The 22,646-nt window shown below is 68.2% G+C and carries 17 protein-coding genes; 9 read left to right on the forward strand and 8 right to left on the reverse strand.

All coding sequences use genetic code 11. The annotated features are described in order from the left end of the window. Window positions 1-48: 48 nt before the first annotated feature. The 3 genes from SK803_RS34315 (at window position 49) to SK803_RS34325 (ending at window position 4,701) form a co-directional block, all read left to right on the forward strand. On the forward strand, window positions 49-2,820 hold the full coding sequence (locus SK803_RS34315) for a tetratricopeptide repeat protein (protein WP_319970335.1): 2,772 nt from the start codon (window positions 49-51) through the stop codon (window positions 2,818-2,820). A gap of 134 nt (window positions 2,821-2,954) precedes the next feature. Further along, a complete protein-coding gene (locus tag SK803_RS34320) occupies window positions 2,955-3,956 on the forward strand; it encodes a hypothetical protein (RefSeq protein ID WP_319970336.1) in 1,002 nt (333 codons plus the stop codon). A 64-nt stretch (window positions 3,957-4,020) separates the two neighbouring features. Next, a complete protein-coding gene (locus tag SK803_RS34325; protein ID WP_319970337.1) occupies window positions 4,021-4,701 on the forward strand; it encodes a Crp/Fnr family transcriptional regulator in 681 nt (226 codons plus the stop codon). Window positions 4,702-4,771: 70 nt separating this feature from the next. Here SK803_RS34325 and SK803_RS34330 read toward each other — a convergent pair whose 3' ends face one another. Then, the gene (locus tag SK803_RS34330) at window positions 4,772-5,731 is read right to left on the reverse strand and encodes an MFS transporter (protein ID WP_319970338.1); all 960 of its coding nucleotides are present in this window, start codon (window positions 5,729-5,731) and stop codon (window positions 4,772-4,774) included. A gap of 108 nt (window positions 5,732-5,839) precedes the next feature. Next, window positions 5,840-6,040 (reverse strand): hypothetical protein, encoded by a 201-nt coding sequence (locus SK803_RS34335; protein WP_319970339.1) that lies wholly within the window; start codon window positions 6,038-6,040, stop codon window positions 5,840-5,842. Between the two features lie 74 nt (window positions 6,041-6,114). On the opposite strand from SK803_RS34335, the gene SK803_RS34340 reads away from it, so the two are divergent. Further along, entirely contained in the window at window positions 6,115-6,792 is a 678-nt protein-coding gene (locus SK803_RS34340; RefSeq protein ID WP_319970340.1) for a hypothetical protein, read from the forward strand. 38 nt (window positions 6,793-6,830) lie between these two features. Here the strand turns inward: SK803_RS34340 and SK803_RS34345 are convergent, their stop codons facing one another. Both SK803_RS34345 and SK803_RS34350 read right to left on the reverse strand, forming a co-directional pair. Further along, window positions 6,831-8,135, reverse strand: a complete 1,305-nt coding sequence (locus SK803_RS34345) for an MFS transporter (protein WP_319970341.1) — start codon at window positions 8,133-8,135, stop codon at window positions 6,831-6,833. Between the two features lie 75 nt (window positions 8,136-8,210). After that, a complete protein-coding gene (locus SK803_RS34350; RefSeq protein ID WP_319970342.1) occupies window positions 8,211-8,852 on the reverse strand; it encodes a TetR/AcrR family transcriptional regulator in 642 nt (213 codons plus the stop codon). Window positions 8,853-8,963: 111 nt separating this feature from the next. Between SK803_RS34350 and SK803_RS34355 the strand changes: the two genes are divergently transcribed. Together SK803_RS34355 and SK803_RS34360 are read left to right on the forward strand one after the other, a co-directional pair. Then, window positions 8,964-9,812, forward strand: a complete 849-nt coding sequence (locus SK803_RS34355) for a shikimate dehydrogenase (RefSeq protein WP_319970343.1) — start codon at window positions 8,964-8,966, stop codon at window positions 9,810-9,812. Then, window positions 9,802-11,583, forward strand: a complete 1,782-nt coding sequence (locus SK803_RS34360) for a sugar phosphate isomerase/epimerase and 4-hydroxyphenylpyruvate domain-containing protein (RefSeq protein ID WP_319970344.1) — start codon at window positions 9,802-9,804, stop codon at window positions 11,581-11,583. The genes SK803_RS34355 and SK803_RS34360 overlap by 11 nt, the downstream gene beginning before the upstream one ends. A 61-nt stretch (window positions 11,584-11,644) precedes the next feature. Here SK803_RS34360 and SK803_RS34365 read toward each other — a convergent pair whose 3' ends face one another. The 3 genes from SK803_RS34365 to SK803_RS34375 form a co-directional block, all read right to left on the reverse strand. After that, the gene (locus SK803_RS34365; RefSeq protein ID WP_319970345.1) at window positions 11,645-15,415 is read right to left on the reverse strand and encodes a glycoside hydrolase family 2 TIM barrel-domain containing protein; all 3,771 of its coding nucleotides are present in this window, start codon (window positions 15,413-15,415) and stop codon (window positions 11,645-11,647) included. Between the two features lie 17 nt (window positions 15,416-15,432). Continuing rightward, window positions 15,433-17,820, reverse strand: a complete 2,388-nt coding sequence (locus tag SK803_RS34370) for a non-reducing end alpha-L-arabinofuranosidase family hydrolase (protein ID WP_319970346.1) — start codon at window positions 17,818-17,820, stop codon at window positions 15,433-15,435. Window positions 17,821-18,084: 264 nt separating this feature from the next. Further along, window positions 18,085-18,825, reverse strand: coding sequence for a FadR/GntR family transcriptional regulator (locus SK803_RS34375; protein WP_319970347.1), 741 nt, complete (start codon window positions 18,823-18,825; stop codon window positions 18,085-18,087). A 97-nt stretch (window positions 18,826-18,922) separates the two neighbouring features. Here SK803_RS34375 and SK803_RS34380 point away from each other — a divergent pair, with 97 nt between their 5' ends. Both SK803_RS34380 and SK803_RS34385 read left to right on the forward strand, forming a co-directional pair. Beyond that, window positions 18,923-19,054 carry a hypothetical protein gene (locus SK803_RS34380; protein WP_319970348.1) on the forward strand — a complete coding sequence of 44 codons (132 nt, stop codon included), beginning with the start codon at window positions 18,923-18,925 and terminating at the stop codon, window positions 19,052-19,054. 21 nt (window positions 19,055-19,075) lie between these two features. Further along, window positions 19,076-20,515 carry an RICIN domain-containing protein gene (locus SK803_RS34385; RefSeq protein WP_319970349.1) on the forward strand — a complete coding sequence of 480 codons (1,440 nt, stop codon included), beginning with the start codon at window positions 19,076-19,078 and terminating at the stop codon, window positions 20,513-20,515. A 13-nt stretch (window positions 20,516-20,528) separates the two neighbouring features. Here SK803_RS34385 and SK803_RS34390 read toward each other — a convergent pair whose 3' ends face one another. After that, window positions 20,529-21,545, reverse strand: a complete 1,017-nt coding sequence (locus SK803_RS34390) for a LacI family DNA-binding transcriptional regulator (protein WP_455032251.1) — start codon at window positions 21,543-21,545, stop codon at window positions 20,529-20,531. A gap of 278 nt (window positions 21,546-21,823) precedes the next feature. Here SK803_RS34390 and SK803_RS34395 point away from each other — a divergent pair, with 278 nt between their 5' ends. Then, a complete protein-coding gene (locus SK803_RS34395) occupies window positions 21,824-22,516 on the forward strand; it encodes a glycoside hydrolase family 12 protein (RefSeq protein ID WP_319970351.1) in 693 nt (230 codons plus the stop codon). Window positions 22,517-22,646 lie beyond the last annotated feature (130 nt).

A 22,646-nucleotide genomic window follows, 5' to 3' on the forward strand; every position in this document is an offset into this window, starting at 1 on the left:
ACCGTCTTTCCTGTCGGAATTCAGGCGGTCACACGTTATCGTCCGGCCGTGCCGCCCTCCGCGAACTCTTCCGCCAAAAAGATCTTCGGCTCATATTCGGGCCCAGCGCTGCCCCGCATGGAGCAGATCCTTCGCCGCCTGAAGGACAAGGGCTACGACACCTACATCGACCGGCAGGGCAACCGTCTCGGCGACCCGGTGTCCGCGAAGATCGAGTCGGAGTTGCAGACCAGCACGATCTGCCTGGTCTACTACTCGGAGCGTTATGGATCGCGCCATGCGTGTCAGTTCGAACTGATGCAGGTGTTGTCCGCCGAACGGCGTGCGGGCGGTGTCGCGCGCACCCTCGTGATCAACCCCGAGGTCAACAAGGAGCACATCCACCCCGCGGTGCTCAAAGACCGGATCTTCGCCCCGGACAACGGCAGTGAAGCAGCCCTCGCTCACATCGTCGAAGAGGTCGAGGCGCGGCTGGCCCAACTCACCGGCACCTACCAGGGCATCGACTTCTCGACGCTGCCGCGGATGGTCGGTGGGCGTCCCGGTGTGACGCCGAGGGTCCGCCGGTACAGCGCGATGTGGAGACTGGAGCGGGCATTGCACGCGCAGCGCTACCGGCTGACGCACCAGCCCACCAACGGCATCGCCGTGCTGACCGGACTCCGGGGCACCGGCAAGACCAGTCTGGCTGACGACTACGTGATGCACTTCGCTCACGAATATCAGGTCGTAATTCCGGTCGACCTGGCCTACGCCGCCGGGGTCACCGCGCAAAGTGCGCTGCGTGAGGCGGTGACCGACGCCAACAACAAGCTCCAGACTTCGAAGGGCCACGCCCTCGTCGTCATCGACAACGTACCGGCCGGCGTGCCACCGGACTTCTTCACCACGAGTTTCGACAGTCCGGACGTGCTGCTCCTGATCATCACCGAGCACACCGAGTACGCGCCGCTCGGACAGGAGGTGCGGCTCGGAGGTCTGACCGACGACGAAGCCCTCGAACTGTTCTACCGCCTGCACCGCTTCGACCGGGACGATGCCACGATCGATCAGGTGCGGCAGCTGGCAGCGGCGGTGAACAACCACGCGATGGCGGTGTCGTTGCTGGCCGCCTCGGCGACCGTGCGGCGAGGGCTCACGACGCTGACAGAGCACGTCGGACGAGTCCTCGACGGGTCGTCGGACACCATGACCAAACTGTCCGACTTGTTCGCCGACCGCCTGAACGCGGTGGATGACGACTACCAGCGTGCAGTCCTGCGGGTGCTGGCCGCATGTGGTCCGGCAGACGTGCCCGCTCGTCAGATTCGGCACGTTCTCGCCAAGCTGGGGATGGACGAATCACGTGTTGTGGCTGCTTTGGATTCCCTGCAGGCCACCATGTTGGTGAGTGCCGAGGATGGTGTGTGGCACGCGCACGGCCTGGTCCGGCAGGCCGTCCGGCGCCACCTCGGCGCCAAGGCGGTGGACTGGCTCGCCTCGACCTACGCCGGCGATCTGGTGGACATGCTGCGGGTGGGCAGGTCGAGGCATGACACCCGCGACTGGAAGCTGCTGGTGCGCCACGCCCGTCATCTCGTCGACCAGCCTGCCGTCGCCGAATCGACGGTCAAGGAGATGCTTCCGCTGATCGCTCGCGAACTGCGCGAGGAGGGCTACCCCGCTTCTGCTGCCCGACTCCTGGACCGGCTGTTCGCGTCCGGAGTCTCGGATCCGCGTCTTGTGATCGAAGCCGCCTCCGACAACTACGACGCGGGCCAGTACGAAGAATGCCTTGCGCTCACGTCGAAGGCTCTGACCTCTGGTTCAACGCGGGCGAACGTGTTGTTGTCGTGCGTGTGCGCGGCGGCGCTGGATGCGTTGGGGCGGTTCACCGAAGCCGAGCCGTACTGGCGGCGTGCGGTTGAGCCGTCAGATCCTGATGTGCTGGCCGAATCCGAACGTGTGAAGGTCCGGTTGCGGTGGATCCGCGGGCAACGCCTGCGTGGAATTCTCAAGGAGAACCTGTCCGAACTGGAGAACGTGCGCGCGGCAGCCACACGCCTGCCGGAAGCACTGGGTCTCCTGGCTCTGATCGAACTCGCACACATCGAGCTGGCGACGGATTCGCAGGACAAGGCGCGGGCACACGCCCGCCAGGTGCTCGACCACTACCAGAACAAGGGGCAGCAGCATCACGCGGCCGCGATCGAGGCCGAGTACGTGCTGGCGACAGCTCAGTTGCGCCTGCAGTTCACCGAACTCAAGGCCACACCGAATCGATGGGCGGAGGCCGAGGCGACTCTTCGCCGCCTCGCGGGGAAGCTGGAGGCGGAGCTCGGCGCCCGCAACCTGGACGTGCTGGCGTGCAAGGTGAACATCGACTTCGCCTTGATCTCGCAGGGGGAAGCCAAGAAGGCGCTGGCGAGCACGTCAGCCCTGTTGCCCGTGTTGCTCGGCAAGTTGGACGAGCACCACCCGATCGTCCTGCGTGAGTACTACGTGCACGGACTGGCTCATCAACAGCTTCGCGACTTCGACAAGGGAGTCGAGGTCCTGGGCCGTGCTCACCGCGGACAACTGGCGGCACTCGGGATCGCCCACCCCGAGACGCTGCAGACGCAGTTCGAGTTCGCGATGGCCCTGAAGCTCCGCGATCGCGACGGCGACAGCAAGCGCGCGAACGCGCTGGTCGACGAGGTCGCCGAGCGAGCGAAGCTGATCACCGGATGGCGCAACGACTTGCCGTGGCAGGCATTCACTGCCGCGACGCTGGCACGCTACTTCCCAGCAGCAGGGCTTCGGTGGGCGCATTGGCTCAACCACAAGCACAAGTGGTGATCCGGGTGCCGGAGCCGTGGGGCGGTCACAAGTGAAATCCGAACTGCCGCAGATGACTCAGTTTCCTTCCGGTGCGCTGGGCCGTGCGTGTTCGACTGACGCGATTAGGTCACTGATCCGCATAGGAGCGCTTGGTGAACGTCGACGATCTTGCGAATTCCGTGGTTCGAGCACTGGCGCAGTACCTGATCCACCAGAGGCAGTCAGGTCCCGTGGCGTTCAACGCCAAGCTGGAGAGCCTGCTCAACCAGCTCGAAATCCTGCTCGCGGACACCTATCTGGCCGAAACGCTGGCCCGGTTCAAGGACGCACCAGAGGACGCTGTCAGGGTGCAGACGCTGTGCCTGCAACTCGCGGAACGGCTCCGCGAGGACCCGGAAGCCGCCCGCGCGCTGTCCGCGGATCTGAGCGGAGCGCCGTTGCCCGTGCCCAAGCCGGATCGACCAGTGAACAGCCGCATCCTGCTCATCGGCGCCGGAGTACTCGTGGTAGCCGTTCTGGTGGTGTGGATCGCTTTGTCCGGCAGCACTCCTGAGGCTCCGCGCGCAGACCCGGCACCACCGAACACGACCACCAGCACCACCACGACCACCACGACCACCACTACTTCCAGCACCGCCCCGTCGTCGGCATCCTCGCCGCCGTCCTCGTTTCCGGCTTCCGCGCAACCCGGAGACGGCGGTGCGGTGCCTGCCGGTTCGCGAATCCTCGTCGACGGCCTGCCCCGGCCACAGAACCAGTGGGTGTTCGACCACGGAGACCACGACGTTCAGCTCACCCAGTTCAACAACTCGCTGTGGGGCCGCCTGAACTCCTGTTACACCAGCCAACGCAGCGCCAAGCAAGAATTCAGGCTGAGGAACTTCAAGCGCCTCGAGGTGCCTGCGGTCGGCACGGACGGCACGTCGGACGCGGGGATGAGCGTCAAGTTCCAGGTGTTCGTCAACACCGACCAGGTGAAGCCGATCCAGGAGGTCGTGGCCGGACCTGGGGAGATCAAGCAGATCGCGGTGGACCTGCCCGCCGATGTCTTCTCCGTAACGCTGCAGGCCTCGTTGGTGACCGTAGACGTGAAGAACTGCGCGCAGGGCAACGCCGTGTGGGGCTCGCCCCACGTCGTAGCCGGCCGGAACTGACCATGCGGTAGCCCGCCCGTGACACCGCCGGCCGTTCCATCCTCGACGAGCGGGGGAACACGTGATGAGCAGGCATTGGTTGCACGACTTGACCGGACAATGCGCGCAGAGCAGCTTCTGGGGCCGCCTCCGGGAAAGTGAGCGATCGGCGTTCGCGGACGTCGCCGACCTGGTGCGTTACGAACGCGGATCGCGGCTCATCCACGTCGACGACCCCGGCAGCTGGGTCGCGGTGCTGTGCGGCGGCCGGGTGCGCGTCGTCGCTGCGACAGGCAATCGGCTGGTGGCGATCCGCGTCCCCGGTGACATCGTCGGTGAACAGGCGGTGATCGACCGCCATCGAAGATCGGCGACGGTCATCGCCGACTCCGCCGTGCGGGCGGCTCTGGTGCGGGCGAAGGAGTTCGAGGAACTGATCAAGACGAAGCCGCGACTGCTCCGGGTGGTCTGCACGGTGATCTCGGAACGCCTCCGTGAGGCGACTCTCGCCAACGCCGGCCAGGGCGACGCCTTCTCCAAGCTGGTGGGCTACCTCCTCCGCGAGGCCGAGACGGCGCGGAGATCGACCCCTGTCAACGTGCCGGTGCACATCAAGTCGCAGCAGCAACTGGCGGCCCTGCTGGGAGTGTCCCGCGAATCGGTGGTGCGCGCGCTGCGTCGCCTGCGTGAGGTCGGCCTGGTAACCACTCGCAACGGTGTTGTGGTGGTGAGCGATCCACTCCGGTTGCGCATGCTCGGAGACTGACCGCCTTCGCTCGGCGGCCCGGTCGAGCGGTGTGGGCGGCCCACGCGCACGGGTGCCCTGAACAGCCAGATCACCCACGGGCGGTCGTCGCGCTCCCCGAAACGGGAAGGCGGGTCGCCACCCAGAACGGCACGGCCATCAGCGCGGCCGCCGTCCACGTCAACGCGGGTGCCGCGGTGTCCAGCACCACTCCTCCCACCGCGGCACCCCCTGCCACCGCACCGTTCCAGGCCGCGATGGTCAGCGACTGGGCCCGATCCGCGTCCCGTCCCGCGATCAGGGCCGTGACCGACTGGAACGCCGTGGGGGCGCCGCCGAACGCCAGGCCCCACACCGCGCACGCCGCCAGGGTCGTGGCGGCGTCGTCGGACACCGCGAGCACGACGATTCCGGCGGCGGTCAGCAGCGGGCACCAGCCCAGGACCGCGCGAGGGTTTCGGTCCACTGTGGATCCGACCGCGAGGATTCCGCCCACGGCGGCTGCGCCGAACACCAGCAGCGCCGTGCTCAGCAACTCTTCCTGGGCCAGCCTGGCCAGCGCCGGACCCAGGTAGGTGTAGAGAACGTTGTGTCCCAACGAGTACGTGAACACCATCAACAGGATCGGCCGCAGCATCGGCAGGGCGTCCCGCGTCGCCCTGAAGGGCTCGGTGGTGACCGCCGGCACCGCGAGCAGGATCCAGCACAGCAGTGGCACCGCGACCAACCCCATCGCCGCGAACGACCAGCGCCAGCCGACAAGTTCGCCCAGCGCTGTGCCGGCGGGCACGCCGACGGCGAACCCGATCGGGGTGCCCGCCATCGCGACCGCCAGCGCGCGCCCGGCCTGTTCCGGTGGCGCGATCCGCATCGCGTACACCGCTACCAGCGACCACATCACGCCGGTGATCGCGCCGGAGGCAACCAGTGCGCTCAGGGTCAGGCCGTAGCCGGGGGACAGGGCGATCACGAGGTTCGTCACGACGAACCCGAGCACCAGCGCGACCAGCAGGGTGGCCGACGAGAACGTTCGCCGGATCCGCACAGCCATCGGGAGGACCTCTCGGGGCAGGGGGCAGGGTCCGGCCAGTCTCGGCGCGGTCCGCCGGGCCCTGCCAATGCCACTTCCCCATGTCCGGGCGTTATCCGGCGCCCCGGTTCACTCGCCGCGCAACGACCTGCGGATCTCCTCCAGCCGGTCGCGGCCGGCCTCCTCGCGCTGCTCGAACTGGTCCTGGGTGTGCTGCGGATCGCCGGCCAGCTCGGTGGCGGCCTCGCTGGTGAGGTGCCGGCCCTCGATCTTGTCGCGGACGAAGTCGAACGTCGGCACGCCGTCCTCGGTGTAGCCCGGTTCAGTCATGTCCCCATCATGCCCCGCGACGCGCGCAACGGATGGCACCCGCGTTCCGTCTTCTGACCGTGGGGGCGAATGTGATGCGGTGGTTCCTGGTGGTGTTCGCGATCGTGCTGGCCGGCTGCGGGGCGGACGCTCCCGCGTTGCCGGACGGACTTGCGTTGCAGGCGAAGCAACTGGTCGGCATGCCCAGCCCGCGACCGGCCGAGCTGCCGGAGTTCAGTCTCTACGGCGATGGCACGGTGATCCGGCCGGGCCCGGCGACGGGTGCGTTGCAGACCGCTGAGATGGTCCACACAGGACGCGAGAGGGCGGAGGACTTCTACGAGGACGCCCACGACGCAGGACTCGACCGCGACCAGGACATCCCCAACGACTCGGTGATCGACGGGTACACGCAGGTTTTCGTCCTGAACTCCGGCGGTCGCCGGTTCCTCACCAGGGCCGTGAACCCGGAGGGCGGGCTGGCCGACTTCCACGCGACGCTGCACGTGGACGGCACCGCGACGCCCTACCAGCCGGCGAAGATCGCCGCCGTGGCGTGGGCACCCGACTCTTCCCAGAACGCGCGCCCGTGGCCGTTCGCACAGCCCGACGTGCGGGTCGACGCCGGCTCGTGCGTGGTGCTGGACGCCGCACAGGTGTCGAGGTTCGCCCGCGACGTGCCGAAGGGGACGCGGTTCCGCATCGGCGCGACGTCGTTCATCGTGGTGTTCCGGCCGCTGCTGCCGGGCGAGTCCAGCTGTGAAGACGTGTAGCCGGTTGCGGAACGTGTTCCGCAACCGGCCATGCGTTGTCAGACGCGAGCAGCCGCGGGTGCGGCGGACTCCTGCGGCAACCGCCCGAGCTCCGCCGTCGGGACCCTGGACGTCTCACGCCCTGTCGCGATCGCGGCCGCGCTCAGCGCGCACACGGTCGCGGTGAAGATCGCGACACCGATCCAGTCGTCGCGGCCGGAGCCGATCGCCGACACCACGCTCGGGGCGAGACCCGCGATGGCGAACCCGATCTGCGTGCCGATCGCCATGCCGGAAAGCCTGACCTCGGTGCTGAACATCTCGCCGTACAGCGAGGGCCAGATGCCGTTGATCGCGGAGTAGGCCACCCCGAACATCAGGATGCCGAGGGCGAACACCAGGCCGTACGCGCCGATGGAGATCGACCACAGGTACGGGAAGATCAGGATCGCGCACGCGCCACAGCCGGCGAGGAACACCGGTTTGCGGCCGATCCTGTCCGAAAGGCCTGCCAGCAACGGGATCGCGGCCAGCGCGACGACGTTGGCGAGGACACCGACCCACAGCATGGACGTGCGCGCGAGGCCGATCGTGTTCACCGCGTAGCTCAGGGCGTAGACGGTGAAGATCGTGCTGACCGAGGCGATGGTGGCCGCGAGGACGACCCGCAGCACGTCGGCCCAGTGCGTCCGGAACAACGTCGCGACCGGCAGCTTGGCCACCTTGGCGCGCTTGAACTCCGCGGTCTCGTCGATCTTGCGGCGGATGACGAGACCGGCGACCACGACGATCGCGCTGCACCAGAACGGCACGCGCCAGCCCCACGTCAGCAGGTCCTCCTGGGGGAGTGCGGCCACGGGCAGGAAGATCGCCGTGGCGAGGATCTGCCCTGCCTGCGTGCCGCTCAGGGTGAAGCTCGTGAAGTACGCCCGGCGGTGTTCCGGGGCGTGCTCCAGCGACATCGAGTTCGCGCCCGCCTGCTCGCCCGATGCCGAAAGTCCTTGCAGCAGGCGGAGAACGACGAGCAGGACCGGCGCCAGGACGCCGATCGAACCGTAGGTGGGCAGGCAGCCGACGGCGAACGTCGCCACGCCCATCAGCAGCAACGTGAACACCAGGACCTTCTTGCGGCCGAAGCGGTCGCCGACGTGTCCGAGGATGAACGCGCCGAGAGGCCTGGCGAGATAGCCGACGCCGAACGTGCCGAGCGCGAGCAGGGTTCCCGTCGCCGGTGAGGCGGCGGGGAAGAAGACCTTGTTGAAGACCAGTGCGGCGGCGGTGCCGTAGATGAAGAAGTCGTAGTACTCGAGGGCGCTGCCGATCCAGGCTGCCAGCGCAGTCTTGCGGGCCATCGATGTGGTCACGGCGTACTCCTATGTACGACCTAGTTAGTTAACACAAAATGGGATACGCCACCCCCGCGTGTCAAGGGTTTGCTTTCAGCTGGTCAAGTAGTCGATCAGCAGGTCGCCGAGCATGCGCCGGTAGTGCTCGCGGCGGCCGGGGTCGAGCATGTCCCGCCCGAAGATCGCGGCGAACGTGTGCCGGTTCGCGAGCCGGAAGACGCAGAACGAGCTGATCACCATGTGCACGTCGAGCGGGTCGACGTCGTCGCGGAACCGGCCGGCCGCGCGGCCGCGTTCGAGGATCTGGGTCAGGCCGTCGAGCGCCGGGTTCGCGAGCCCCGCCAGCACTTCCGAGCGGGCGATGTGCTCGGCGCGGTGGATGTTCTCGATGCTGACGAGCCTGATGAAGTCGGGGTGCGCCTCGTGGTGGTCGAAGGTCAGCTCCGCGAGCCGGCGGATGGCGTCCTCCGGTTCGAGGTGCTCGACGTCGAGCTCCGCCTCGAGCGCCCGGATCGCCAGGTAGGCCTGCTCCAGCACGGCGATGTAGAGCTGTTCCTTGCCGCCGAAGTAGTAGTAGATCATCCGTTTGGTCGTGCTGGTGCGCTCGGCGATCTCGTCGACCCGCGCGCCCGTGTAGCCCTTGTCCGCGAACTCCCGGGTGGCCACGTCCAGGATGTCCGCGCGCGTGCGGTCCTTGTCTCGCTGGCGCTCGGTGTCGGACGACGGTGCGGCCACCGGGCCCCCTTCGATCTGCGGATGACCAGCCAACTCTAGTGGAACCCTTCCTGCAGGCCACTCGGTGCGCTAGCGTTAACTCACTAGTTCGTACATTAAGCGGGAGGTCGGGTGTCCAGCTACCTGATCGGGCTCGTCGGCTCCGGTATCGGTCCGTCCCTGAGCCCGGCGCTGCACGAGCGCGAGGCCGGTGAGCTCGGTCTGCGCTACGCCTACCGGCTGCTCGACCTCGACGTCATCGGGCAACCGGTCGGTGACGTGCTGGCCGCGGCCAGAGCCGAGGGGTTCGACGGGCTCAACATCACCCACCCGGCGAAGCAGACGATCCTGCCGCACCTGGACGAGATCGTTCCGCAGGCCGCCGCGCTGGGTGCCGTCAACACCGTGGTCTTCGAGAACGGCAGGGCGATCGGCCACAACACCGACGCGACGGGGTTCGCCCGCAGCCTGAGCCGAGGCCTGCCGGACGCGAGGATGGAGAACGTCGTCCTGCTGGGAGCGGGCGGAGCCGGTGCCGCGGTGGGACACGCGCTGCTGTCGCTCGGCACCGGCCGCCTCGGTGTCTGCGACGTCGACCCGGCCCGCGCCGAACACCTGGTCACGGCGCTGCGGCGCACGTTCGGCGCCGATCGGGCCGTGCTGTGCACGCCGGAGGCCGTCCGGACGGCCGACGGACTGGTGCACGCCACCCCCACCGGCATGGCGGCGCATCCCGGACTGCCGATCGACGAGTCGTTGCTGCGTGACGAACTCTGGGTCGCCGACATCGTCTACCGGCCGCTGGAGACGGCGCTGCTGGCCGCGGCGCGGGCGCGGGGCTGCCGGGTGCTGCACGGCGGCGGGATGGTCGTGCTCCAGGCCGCCGAGTCGCTGCGGCTGTTCACCGGTGTCGAGCCGGACGCGGACCGGATGCTCGCGCACTTCGAGGAGTTGGAGGGGGAACCGGCCCATGCGTCCTGACCCGCGCACCGCCATCGCCACCGTGTGCCTGTCCGGCACCCTGGACGACAAGCTGACCGCGGCCGCCGAAGCGGGGTTCGACGGCGTGGAGCTGTTCGAGAACGACCTGCTCGCGGACCGCCGTGCTCCGGCGGAGATCCGCCGGCGCTGCACCGACCTCGGGCTGAGAATCGACCTGTACCAGCCGTTCCGCGACTTCGAGGCCGTGCCGCCGGACGTGCTCGCCGCCAACCTGCGCCGCGCCGAGCACAAGTTCGACGTCATGGCCGAGCTGGGCGTGGACACCGTGCTGGTGTGCTCGTCGGTGTCGCCGGACGCCATCGACGACGACGATCTGGCGGCGGAACAACTGCACCTGCTCGCGACGCGCGCGGGCGAACGGGGGCTGCGCATCGCCTACGAAGCGCTTGCCTGGGGCCGGTTCGTCAACGGCTACGAGCACGCGTGGCGAATCGTCCGCCGCGCCGCCCACCCGGCGCTCGGCGTCTGCCTGGACAGCTTCCACATCCTGTCCAAAGGGGACGATCCACGGGCCATCCGCGCGATCCCCGGCGAGAAGATCTTCTTCCTGCAGCTCGCCGACGCGCCGACGCTGCCGATGGACGTGCTCCAGTGGAGCCGCCACCACCGCCTCTTCCCGGGACAGGGCGACTTCGACCTGACGACGTTCACCCGCAACGTGCTCGACGCCGGCTATCGCGGGCCACTCTCGCTCGAGGTGTTCAACGACGTCTTCCGCCAGTCGGACCCGCGCCGCGCCGCGGTCGACGCGATGCGATCGCTGATCAGCCTGCAGGACTCCCTGGGCCTGCTGGACGTTCCCGCCGCACCGGTCCCGTCCGGCTACGCCTTCGCGGAGGTCGTGGGGGAGACGAACCTGGCCGCGCTGGGTTTCACCCGAGCGGGCGTGCACCGTTCGAAGCCGGTGGAACTGTGGACGCAGGGCGAAGCACGCGTGCTGGTCAACGCGGATGGCGAGCCCGGCGCGATCGGCGCACTCGGCATCTCCGTGCCGGACCCGGCCGCGGCGGCGCGGCGCGCGAAGGTCCTGCTCGCACCACCGTTGTCCCGAACCGCCGGCCCCGGCGAAGCCCCGCTGACCGCCATCGCCGCCCCGGACGGAACGCAGATCTTCCTGTGCGCGGACGACGACTGGCGCGGCGACTTCGTGCCGACCGGGGAATCGGCCCCGGACGCGGGCATCACCGGCATCGACCACGTGGCGCTGACCCAGCCGTTCGACAACTTCGACGAGGCCACCCTCTTCTACCGTTCCGTGCTGGGCTTGGAACCGGGCGCCACGGCGGAGTTCGCGGCACCGTTCGGACTGGTGCGCGGCCGCGGCGTGAGCGGCGGAGGCGTGCGGCTCACCCTGGACGCCGCCCTGGTCCGGCGCGGCGGCTGGGCGCCGGCAGTCGAATCGCCCCAGCACATAGCGTTCACGAGCGCCGACGCGATCGCCTCCGCCGAGGCGCTCCGGCAGCTGGGCGCGCGACTGCTGGAAATCCCGGGCAACTACTACGACGACCTCGCGGCACGCACCGGTTTGCCGTCCGAGCGCATCGACGCGCTGCGCAGGCATTCGGTGCTCTACGACCGCGACGACCGCGGCGAGTACCTGCACTTCTACACGGAGCTGGCCGGCGCGCGGGTGTTCTTCGAGGTGGTCGAGCGCATCGGTGACTACCGCGGTTTCGGTGTGGTCAACGCACCCGTCCGGATGGCCGCCCATCACGAAGCGCGGCACTGCGCCCACACCGCGAGCAGGTGAGATCGCCCGTCACACGGCCAAAAGGTCGTGCGACGGGCGTTCCCGGACGTTCGGACCGGCACTACAGCCGTTGGAGGCCGAACCGCTGGTTCAGTCCGCTGCCGGCGGTCCACTGCGAGATGCGGGCACCGTCGGCGGTCGAGGCCTCCCACACGTCCATGGTGAGACCGCTCTGCCGGTTGACCAGGCTGATCACGCCCAGGCCCTGGTCGACGACCTGCCACTGCTGGCTGGTCGCGTTGCTGTCGGTCTGCTGCGTGATGTCGGCGCCGGTGCTCGAACTCGCGACCTGGAGCACGAGACCGCTGTGCCGGGCCCGGACCCGGTAGAAGCCGCCGCCGGAGTCGAGGAAGTCGAACACCTGGTTCTGCCCGCCCGTGGCCGCCCACTGGATCGCGGCGGCACCCGCCGCGGTGGAGCCGCCGTTGATGTCGACCAGCTTGTTGCTGTGCTGGGCGACGAGCCGGTAGTCCACCCCCGGCTGCACCGTGCCGGTGCCACCACCGGCGGTCCCGACCGGCTTGCGGGACAACGCCAGCGCCTGGCCGACGTCGGGCAGCGGCTTCAACCGGTACGTGTAGGTGTAGTCCCGGTTGGGGAACAGCTTGTAGGTGTCGAGCGGGTGCGCGCCCCAGCTGTCGTTGCCGCCGACGCCCGTCTGCCGCAGGTTCAGCCGCAGCACCACGTCCTGCCGCCTGGTCAGCTGGTAGTCGTGCCGGACCCCCTTCGAGAGGTCCTCCGGGGTGAAGTAGGACGCGTTCACCTCCAGCAGCGGTTCGGCGGCCGCGAGCAGGCCGCGGCCGCTGCCGTTGACCAGGGCGACCCAGCGGACGTCGGTCTTGTTGCCGTTCTCCTGCGGCCGGAGATAGCCGGTCCACTGCTCGGCGACGGTCGAGGAGTACACGCCGACGTCGGAGCCGGTCCTGCGGTCCCACTGGTTCTCGTGCGGGCCGCGACCGTAGTAGTGCAGCCGGGAGAGCTCACCCGGCACGAACAGCATCGTGCCCACCTCGGGGATGTAGGGCAGGCCCGACGATCCGGGGTGCAGGAGGTTGTCGACCTTGATCTCACCGTTGCCGTAGATCGTGTACGTCGTCGTGAACGTCGACACGGTGCTGGTCGGCAGGGTGCCGCTGACGGTGATCCGAGCCGCGCGGTCGGACGGCCGGTCGAGCACGACCCTGCTCACCGTCCGGTTGGTGCCCGCGTTGCGCCACGTGCCGTTGCGGTTCGGATGGCCGTTGCCGACGTCGTTGTCGGTCGGCGCCCGCCAGAAGTTGGGCTGTGGGCCGGAGTTCAGCAGCCGCATGCCCATCGCGTCGTAGGAGGTGATCAGGCCGGACGCCTTCGCGATGACCACGCTGAAGTCCTGGCCGGTGACGGTGACGCGGTCGCCGGTCTCGGTGGCGGTCACCACCGGCACCGACGTGACCGGTGTCGCCACGACCGGCGGGCTGCTGAGGTTGACCGGCAGTTGTTGTTTGGCCACCTCGAAACCGGCAGCCGCCCACGGCGTCGCCGCCCGCAGCTTGAACGACAGCTGCAGGAAGTGCTCCTCGCCGGGCGCCGGGTTGGCCGGCCGCTGGATCGGCACCTGCACCGTCTTGTTCGACAGCGGCGGGATGTTGGCCTGCTCGGCGGTGAGCTCTCCACTTTGGACAACGGCGCCGTCGGCGAGCAGCGTCCAGGTGCAGACGAACTCGTTGACGTTGGTGAACAGGTACTCGTTGGTGATCCGCACGGTTCCCGCGGCGCCCGCGTTGTCGGCGTTGATCGCCTGGTAGACCTGCTTGACCTCGACGCCCTTGCCGCTGATCCGCCGGTCGGGGGTGACGATGCCGTCGCCGCAGAAGGCACCGTCGTTCGGGTTGTCGCCCCAGTCGCCGCCGTAGGCGAGGTACGTGACGCCGGACGAGGTCTTCCAGGTGAGGGCCTGGTCGACGAAGTCCCAGATCCAGCCGCCCTGCAGGATCGGGTTCGCCCGGATGATGTCCCAGTACTCCTTGAGGTTGCCGCCGGAGTTGCCCATGCAGTGGGTGTACTCGATCATCACGTACGGCCGGGTGTCGGACGTGTTCCGCGCCCGGTTCGCCACCCCCGCCGGGCTTTCGTACATGGCGGAGCGGATGTCGCTGACCTGGGGGCGGTTGTCGCCCTCGTACTGGATGACCCGGGTGGGGTCGGCCGCGCGGATCCAGTCGCGCATCGTCACGAAGTTGCTGCCACCACCGGCCTCGTTGCCGAGCGACCACATGATCACCGACGGGTGGTTCTTGTCCCGGTGGACCATCTGGGCCGCGCGGTCGAGGACGTTCGAGGTCCAGTCCGACCTGGAGGCCGGGTAGCTGTCGCGGATCCCGTGTGTCTCCAGGTTGACCTCGTCCACGACGTACAGGCCGTACTCGTCGGCGAGGTCGTAGAACACGGTGTTGTTCGGGTAATGCGACGTGCGCACCGAGTTGATGTTGAGCTGCTTCATCACCGTGATGTCGCGGATCTGGTCCTCACGGGTCAGCGCGGTCCCGCGGTCCGGGTCCATCTCGTGCCGGTTGGTGCCGCGCAACGACACCGGCTGGCCGTTGATCCGCATGAGGCCGTTCTTGAGCGCGAACTCGCGGAAACCGACCCGTGCCGACACGGTCTGCGTCACCGCGCCGGACGGGTCGCGCAACGTCAGCACGGCGGTGTAGAGGTTCGGGTGCTCCGCCGACCAGAGCCTCGGTCCCTGCACCGCTTTCGAACCGCGTGCGGTCGCTTCCTGGCCCGGCGAGGGGGAGTTCACCGGTGTCCGCAACGGTTCCGGCCAGACGGGTTGCCGGTTGTGGTCGTACAGCTGGGTTTCCACCGTGAACGTGCCCGGTTGCTGACCGCCGTTGTTGCGGACGGCCACCGCCACCGCGAGATCCGCGTTGGTGTAGTTGTCCCGCAGCGGGGTGGTGATCGTGAAGTCGCGCAGGTGCGCGGAGGGCAGCGAGTAGAGCCAGACCGGCCGGAAGATCCCGGACAGCCGGATCATGTCCTGGTCCTCAAGCCAGTCCCCGTCCGGGAACTTGAAGACCTCGACCGCGATCAGGTTCGAGCCCGCTCTGACCTGGTCGGTGATGTCGAACTCGGACGGCGTGTACGAACCCTCGCGATACCCCACCTTCGTGCCGTTGACCCACAGGTAGAACCCGGCCTTGACACCCTCGAAGTGGATGTTGACCCGCCGCCCCTGCCAGGTGGGAGGAAGGGTGAACGTCCTGCGGTACTGACCGACGGGACTGACCCGCGACGGCGCGAACGGCGGCTGCGTGTTCTCGTTCTGGCCGTTGTTGCCCCACCACGGGTACGTGACGTTGACGTAGATCGGGTTGTCGTAGCCGTGCAGCTGCCAGCTGGACGGCACCGGGAGGTTGGCCCAGCCGCCGTCGTTGTAGTCGGTGCGCCAGAAGTTCAGGTCGCGGTCCGCGTGCTTGTTGACGTGCTTGAACTTCCAGGTGCCGGTCAGATCGAGCCGGAACGGCGAGTTCGTGCGGTCCCCGGTCAGCGCCTGCTGGAGATCGGCGTACGGCATGAACGTGGCGTGCGCGGGCTGGGAGTTGACCTGGAAGTACCCGATGTTGTTGTTCCACTCGGGATAGCCGTTGGGCGGATCGACCCATGCAGCCGCGCCGACATCGCCGGTCGCCGATGTCGCTGTGGTTTCAGCAAAGGCGGGCCCGGCCAGGGAGGGGGCGGCCAGGGAGGGGGCGGCCAGCGCCGCGAGTCCGCCGCCGAGCAGCGTGCGCCTGCGGATCCTGCGCCGGTGAGCAGGCGCGCGTTCGTCCTGGGCGTCTGGGGGGTTGGACAACGTCGTCTCCTAGCCGGTCAGCAAGCGGAGTTGGTTTGCGTGAGCAGGCCCAGCCGCCACGGCAGGCTGTTGTAGTCGCCGCCGGAGTTCGGGTCGCGGCCCTGGTACAGGTAGCGGATCTGGCACGGGCTGATGGTCAGCGTCTGGTCGGTGCCGGTGCGGATCATCTCGCCGTGGCTGATGTCGCGGGTCCAGGCGCCGCCGGGGAACGTGACGTTGGCCGGGCCCGCGAACGGGGCGGCCTCCGCGTCGGCCAGCGCCGTCCACGGTCCGGAGATGCTGCCGGACTTCCAGGAGCGGAAGTACCTGCCCTGTGCCCCGATCGCCTCCACCAGCAGGAGGTACTGGTCGGAACCGTCCACTTTGTACACGTTGGCCGCTTCGAAGAGCTTGTACCTGTCGGGGTCCTGGGCGGCGATGACCGGCTCGCTCATGCCGTTCGGGAAGTTCCCGACGGGGGTCTGGGACCGGTACAGGTGGCCGTTGTCGTCGGAGGAGAACAGGTGGCAGTTCACCGTGTCGCAGATGACCCACATGTCGACCCAGTACCCGTTGCCGATGTTGTCCCGGATGATCTTCGGCATCTCCGGGTAGAAGTGCTTGGGCGCGGTCCACCCCGCCGGGTTGTTGATGTCGGGGTTGGTGGAGTAGGCGGCGTTGCCGTCCTGGTAGACGAGGTACCAGAGGTTCTGCGGTGCGAAGAAGAACACCTCCGGCGCCGCCCGGTAGCCCGCGCCGATCCCGGACCGGTCGAGGTAGAAGTGGGAGGCCGCGCTCGCCTGTGCCCAGTCGGTGAAGCTCAGGTACACCATGTTGTAGCCCGCCGCGTTCGCCACGCTGGCGAAGACGTGCCACTTCCCGTTGTGGTAGACCACCGACGGGTCCTTGATGCCGGCGATGTTGTGCGTCGCGTCGGACTTGGGCGAGATCAGCTGCTGGCTCGAACTCCACGTGTAGCGCGACGGCAGGGGGCCGGGGCCGGGACCGGTCAGGCCGGCCCACTGCTGGTTGCCGCCACCGTTGCAGGACCAGATGATCACCCTGGTGCCGTTGGCGGTCGCGGCGCCGTTGACGTCGAGGCACAGTCCTGACTGGACGTTCGTGATCGTGCCGTTGCTGTTGACGTTCCACTTCTGGTTGTTGCCACCGGTGCAGTTCGCGATGACCGTGTTCGACCCGGCCCCGGTGCCCGAGGTGTCCAGGCACCGCTTCGAGTCGCCGGTGTAGACCGTGATCTCACCGGACGACGCGCGGGTCCACTGCTGGTTCGTGCCGCTGTGGCAGTCCCAGATCTGCAGCTGCGTGCCGGGGGCGGTCGCCGAGTTCGGCACGTCCGCGCACCTGCCGGCGGCCACGGCACGCAGCGTTCCACTGCCGCCACCACCGCCGCCGCTGTTGAGCGCGTCGAGCACCGCGGTGTACGCCTGCTTCTTGTTGTAGTTGCCGTCGAACAACAACGGGGTGTCGTTGCGCCACGAGTACTTGTCCGTGACGCCCCAGGGAGTGATTCCGGTGCAGCGGGTCACGGCCATGCAGGCCTGGATCACCGTGCGGTAGGTCGCGGCCTGGCCGGTGCCGGAGCCGCCGACGTCCAGTTCGGTGATCTGCACGTCGACGCCGAGATCGGCGAAGCGCTGCAGGTTCGCCTGGTAGCTGCTCAGGTTCGCGCCGGAGCTCAGGTGGCTCTGGAAGCCGACGCAGTCGATCGGCACCCCGCGGGACTTGAAGTCGCGCACCATGTTGTAGATGCCGGTGCTCTTCGCGTTGATGCCGTCGGTGTTGTAGTCGTTGTAACAAAGCTTCGCGTTGGGATCGGCGGCGCGGGCGGTGCGGAAGGCCTCGTCCATGTAGCCGTCGCCGAGTCGCTGCTGGACGAACCACTGGCGGCGGGATCCGTTCTCCTCGAACGCCTCGTTCACCACGTCCCACGAGTGGATCTGGCCCTTCCAGTGACCGGCCACCTGGTTGATGTGGTTCGCGATCGCGGCGCGCAGGTCGTTCCCGTTCAGGTTCCTCACCCAGTCGGGAATCTGCTGGTACCACACGAAGGTGTGGCCGCGGACCGACATGCCGCGGCTGCGCGCCTGACTGACGATCTGGTCGGCCGGGCCGAAGTTGAACCGGTTGGGGCTGGGCTCGACGGTGTCCCACTTCATCTCGTTTTCCGGTGTGACGCTGTTGAACTCCGTGCTCCACGTGTTCACGTACGCCGATTCGCCGAGGTGGCTCTGGGAGATCGCGGCCCCGAAGTACCGGCCGCTCTGGGCCGCCGCGGCACCGAGTGTGCTCGCCGCCGCCGCGGCAGGGCCGGGTGAGGCGGCGAGGGTTGTTGCTGTGAGTCCTGCGGCAGCCAGGACGGCTGCCGCCGAACGAGCCCGCCGTCGCAGGGATTGGCTGTTGAACATCGCAACCCTCGTTTCATCATTGAAAGGTGGGGTTAATCGAGTTCTCCGGCGTTGAGGCACACCGGCCGTGCGTCATCACCGGGCGCCGACGGCGGTGCGGCTCCGGTTGGTCCTCAGTGGACAGTCAGGATCTTCGCCCAGGAGTGGCCGGTGGCGACGGCACGCTCACGGCGTCAGGCACGTACGTTCAGTGGCGTATTAGTGCGATTCATTGCGCTGACACACCGGAAACGTTGTAGCACACATCTGGAAGACGGGTCCAGGTCAGCCGAAGACGCGGCGCTGGATCTCCCTGCGGTAGTCCTCGAGGGTCCGGTCCACGTGCACGGCGGCGGCAGCGGCGGCGGCATCCGGGTCGCCGCCGCGGATGGCCTGGTAGATCGCGGCGTGCTCGTCCACCGCCTCCGCGGTGTGGCTGCCGACGGCGCCGTTCATCCCGATGATGTTGGACTGGCGCTGCAGGCGGCGGGCCTCGCGCACCGCCGCGACGAGGAACTGGTTGTGCGAGGCGGCCGCGACGGCCAGGTGGAACTCGTCGTCCCCGCGGTCGAACAGCGCCGCCTGCCCGGTCAGGTGGCCCTCGCGGCACAGGTCGGCGGCGAGTTCGATGGCGCGCAGCTCAGCGGGGGTGGCGCGGGTCGCGGCGTGCCGCGCGGCCGCGGTCTCCTGGACCCGGCGGAACTCGAAGAGCATGTAGACGTGATCGAGGTCGGTGGGCAGGAAGAAGCCGCCCCACCGGGAGGAACCGAGCATGCCCTCGTCGTCGGCGACGTAGAGCCCGCGGCCCTTCTGCGCGCGCACCCGCCCGAGCGCCGAGAGGATCTTCACCGCCTCCCGCACCACGGTCCGGCTGGTCCCCATCCGGCCGGCCAGCTCGTTCTCGGTCGGCATCCGGTCGCCGGGGCGCAGCTCCAGCTCCGCGATGAGCTGCAGAATCCGCTCGGCCACCAGCTCGTAGCCCGGCCGGTAGGAGGCGGGCGGCGCGTACGCGGCATCGGCATCCACCGGGACGGCTCCTTCATGGGTATGACTTTTGGCTTGTCGAAACCAGCGTACATGGGCGTCGAACGAGCAGTACAACCCGTCGAACGGGGAATCGTCCGTGCTCACCGGCGGCGCCGGTGATGCAGGCGAGCATCAAGATAAGCATGCTCATCTTGTTGACGTCGACTTCGCCTGGCTGCTCTCATGGTTCACCGAGCACGGCCCGCGCTCGAACGACAGCGATGAGTGACACAACGTTGTGGAGCAGCCGATGAGTCGTTGGAAAGCGCTTACCTCCTTACGCCTGCTGGCCTCGTTGCTGCTCGTCGCGGGCCTGGTCACCGCGGTCTCGCCCCAGGCGCAGGCCTCCACGAGCCAGTTCCGCGGCGTGAACTGGGCCGACCAGAGGGACAACTTCGTCAACGGCGTGCTGTACCCGTCCGGGCTCAGCGCGTCGGACACCTACTCCTCTGCCGCCACCGTCGCGGACCGCGTCGTCGGCCAGATGTACTCCATCACCGGCGCCAACACGGTGCGGATCCCGATCAACGAGCCGACCGTGGCGAACTACTGGGGTGCTTACACCGGCGCGATCGACACCGCACTCACCAAGGGCAACGTGATCCTCGCGTACTGGGCGCACACCGGTGGAAGGCCGCCCAACATGACCGCGTTCCAGCAGATGTGGGACAAGGCCATCGCGAAGTACGGCGGCAACCCGAACGCCTACTTCGAGGTCATCAACGAACCGCACGGCTACAGCACCACCGACCTGAACAACATGTACACCTCCTGGCTGGCCAGGTACTCCACCGTCCCGCGCGGCAGGGTGATCCTCGACGGCGCCGGCCTCGCCCAGAACGTTCCCGCGGTCGGCGGCGACACCAGGCTGAACGGCACGCTGCTCGCCGTGCACGACTACTCGTTCTTCGCCGGTTTCGAGAGCGAAACCCAGTGGGCGGACCACATCGCGAGCTACATCGGTGGTTACGCCGCCCGCACCATCGCCACCGAGTGGGGCGGCGCGATGGGGCCCGGCACCAAGAACGGCGTGTACTTCGACGCCATCGACTACAGCATCCCCAGCGGGTCGTACATGGCCGACTACGTCCGAGGCGTCAGTGCCAAGCTGCGCAGCCTCGGGATGGGCAGCGTGTACTGGCCCGGCCTGCGCGACGGCGACTGGTACAGCATGACCTCCAGGAGCGGGAGCGGCCCGAACACCACGCTGTCGCTGACGAACCCGTCGGGGTTGCAGCAGCTGCGGCACGCCTGGGGCCTGGGTGACGGAAGCACAGGCGCCGTCGAGATCCGCAACGTCGGAACCGGTTGGTACGTCGACGGTCTCGGCAGGACCTCCGACGCCGCGGCGGGCCAGGGCACCGGCGGCACCAGCGCCAGCCAGCGGTGGGTCGTCGAGAACGCCGGTTCCTACGTGCGGTTCAGGAACGTGGTCACCGGTCTCTACCTCGACGGCGCCGGCCGCACGGCGAACGGTGCCGACGCGGGCCAGCGCGCCGGGAGCACGGCCACGAGTCAGCAGTGGACGGTGGTGACCGGCACCAGCAGAGGCAACGACGTGCGCGTCAGGAACCGGGCCACCGGCCTCTACCTGGACGGCATGGGGCGTGCGTCGGGCAGCGCGAACCTCGGGCAGTGGAGCGACAGCAACAGCGCGAACCAGCAGTGGCGGATCGTCGCGGCGGGCTGACCGGAAGTCGTGGTCAGCGGGTGGAGGTGCTGCCGCGGTCGGTCAGCTGCGGCTGGAGCAGGCGGATCTCCGGCGGGTGTTCCCGCTCGAGGCGGCCCGTCACCATCTCGACGGCCAGCGCGCCCAGTTCGTCGGCGGGAACGGCGATCGAGGTGAGCGGCACGGCCAGGCCGCGCGCGACGTCGTCGGGGCACAGCGTGATCACCGACAGATCGGCGGGCACCTTCAGCGACCGGCGGCGCAGTTCGAGCAGCAACGAGCCGAGCGCCGCCTCGTTGTGCACGACCAGGCCGGTGGTGCCGCGTTCGGGGCGCAGTACGTCGTCGAGACACGCCGAGACCGCGTCGTAGTCCGCTGCGCACGAGTGCACCGAGGCAGGCAGGTTCCGCTTGGCGGTCTCCTGCTGGAAACCGGCCAGCAGCCGGGCGGCGTAGCTGGTGCCGCGTTCGTAGACGGCGGGCGGTGAGCCGATCAGCGCGATCGAGCGGTGCCCGCGATCGGCCAGGTGGCCCACCATCTGTCTACCGGCGGAGGCGAAGTCGAGGTCGACGCAGTTGAGGCCCTGGTGGTCGTCGGGCATGCCGAGCAGGACCACCGGGGCGTCGACCGTGCGCAGTTCGGGAACGCGCGGATCCGCGCTCTCCACGTCCATCACGATGATCGCGTCCGCCATGGACCGCGCGGTGACCCGATGGGCCTCGCCGGGCCCGGCCTCCTTGGTCAGCAGCAGCACGTCGTAGTCGTAGTCGCGTGCCGAAGCCACGATCGACGAGACGAACTGCATGATGACCGGCATGTTGTGGTCGGACCGCAACGGCACGATCAGGCCGATCACGCGTGACCGGTTGGAGGCGAGCGCACGCGCACCGGCGTTCGGGTGGTAGCCGAGGGCGATGATGCTCTGCTCGACGCGCCGTTTCGTCTCTTCGGAGATACTCCGTTTTCCGCTCAGCACGTACGAGACGGTGCTGATCGAGACGCCGGCGTGGCGGGCGACCTCCTTGATCGTGATCATGCCCGCCCTTCGGATCGCGTCACCAGGTGGCGATCATCGTAGTGCGGGGCAGGACGTTCGCGTACGTCGGCGCTGGGCCGAAGCCGGGCCGCGCGGAATCTCCCGTGCCCCGACGCCGTCGAACAACAGTCGAAAATCGACGCTGAATTGAGCGAATTCGTCGAACAGCGGAAGTTCCCTTGACGCCGGGATTTCGGCTGTGCCAGATTCTGAATAGCTCGTCGAAGCGTTTCGATTTGATACGCGGCGACGTGGCGTGAATTCCGTTCAATGATGCGCGGAAGGGCAAGTAAATGATCAAGATGATGCGTGCGTTGATCGTCGCGATGGTGGCCGTGCTGACGGTTTCGCTGGGCTCCGGCATCGCGCTGGCGGCGACCTGGAGTTCCTCGGACAGGTGGGGAACCTGGTCGAACGGCGGATACACGGTGCGCAACAACGTGTGGGGCAGCGGCTACGGCCCCCAGACCGTCTGGGCCAACTCCTACAGCAACTGGGGTGTCTGGGCGAACCACCCCAACACCGGTGGGATCAAGTCCTACCCGCACTCGGAGAGGCAGGTGAACCGCAGGCTCAGCTCGCTCGGGAGCCTGTCGAGCAGTTTCAACGTCTCGTACCCCAACTCCGGCGCCTACACGACCGCCTACGACATCTGGGCCGACAACAACGCCTACGAGATCATGCTGTGGATGAACAAGGTCGGTCCGGTGGGCCCGATCGGCTCCCGGCTGACGACGATCTCGGTGGGAGGCCACACCTGGGACGTCCACCGCGGCTCGAACGGCTCGAACGCGGTGTTCTCCTTCGTCCGCACGTCCAACACCGGCTCCGGGTCGGTCGACATCAGGGCGGTGATGAACTGGATCCGGGGCCAGGGCTGGTTCGGTGACGTCACCGTGGGTTCCGTGCAGTTCGGCTACGAGATCACCTCGTCCAGCGGTGGCCTCAACTTCAACACCAACAGCTACTCCGTCTCCTTCGGCTGAGCGCCGGGGAGCAACGGCAAAGGGCGCTGCCCGCGGGGTTTCCGCGGACAGCGCCCTTGTCGCAACCGGCTCAGGTGCGTGCGTTCGGCGGGTGAAAGGTGGTGGCCCGTCTCCCGCCGGTGACGGGCCA

Origin of the sequence: Lentzea miocenica (genome assembly GCF_033949945.1) — a bacterium.
Classification (GTDB): domain Bacteria; phylum Actinomycetota; class Actinomycetes; order Mycobacteriales; family Pseudonocardiaceae; genus Lentzea; species Lentzea miocenica.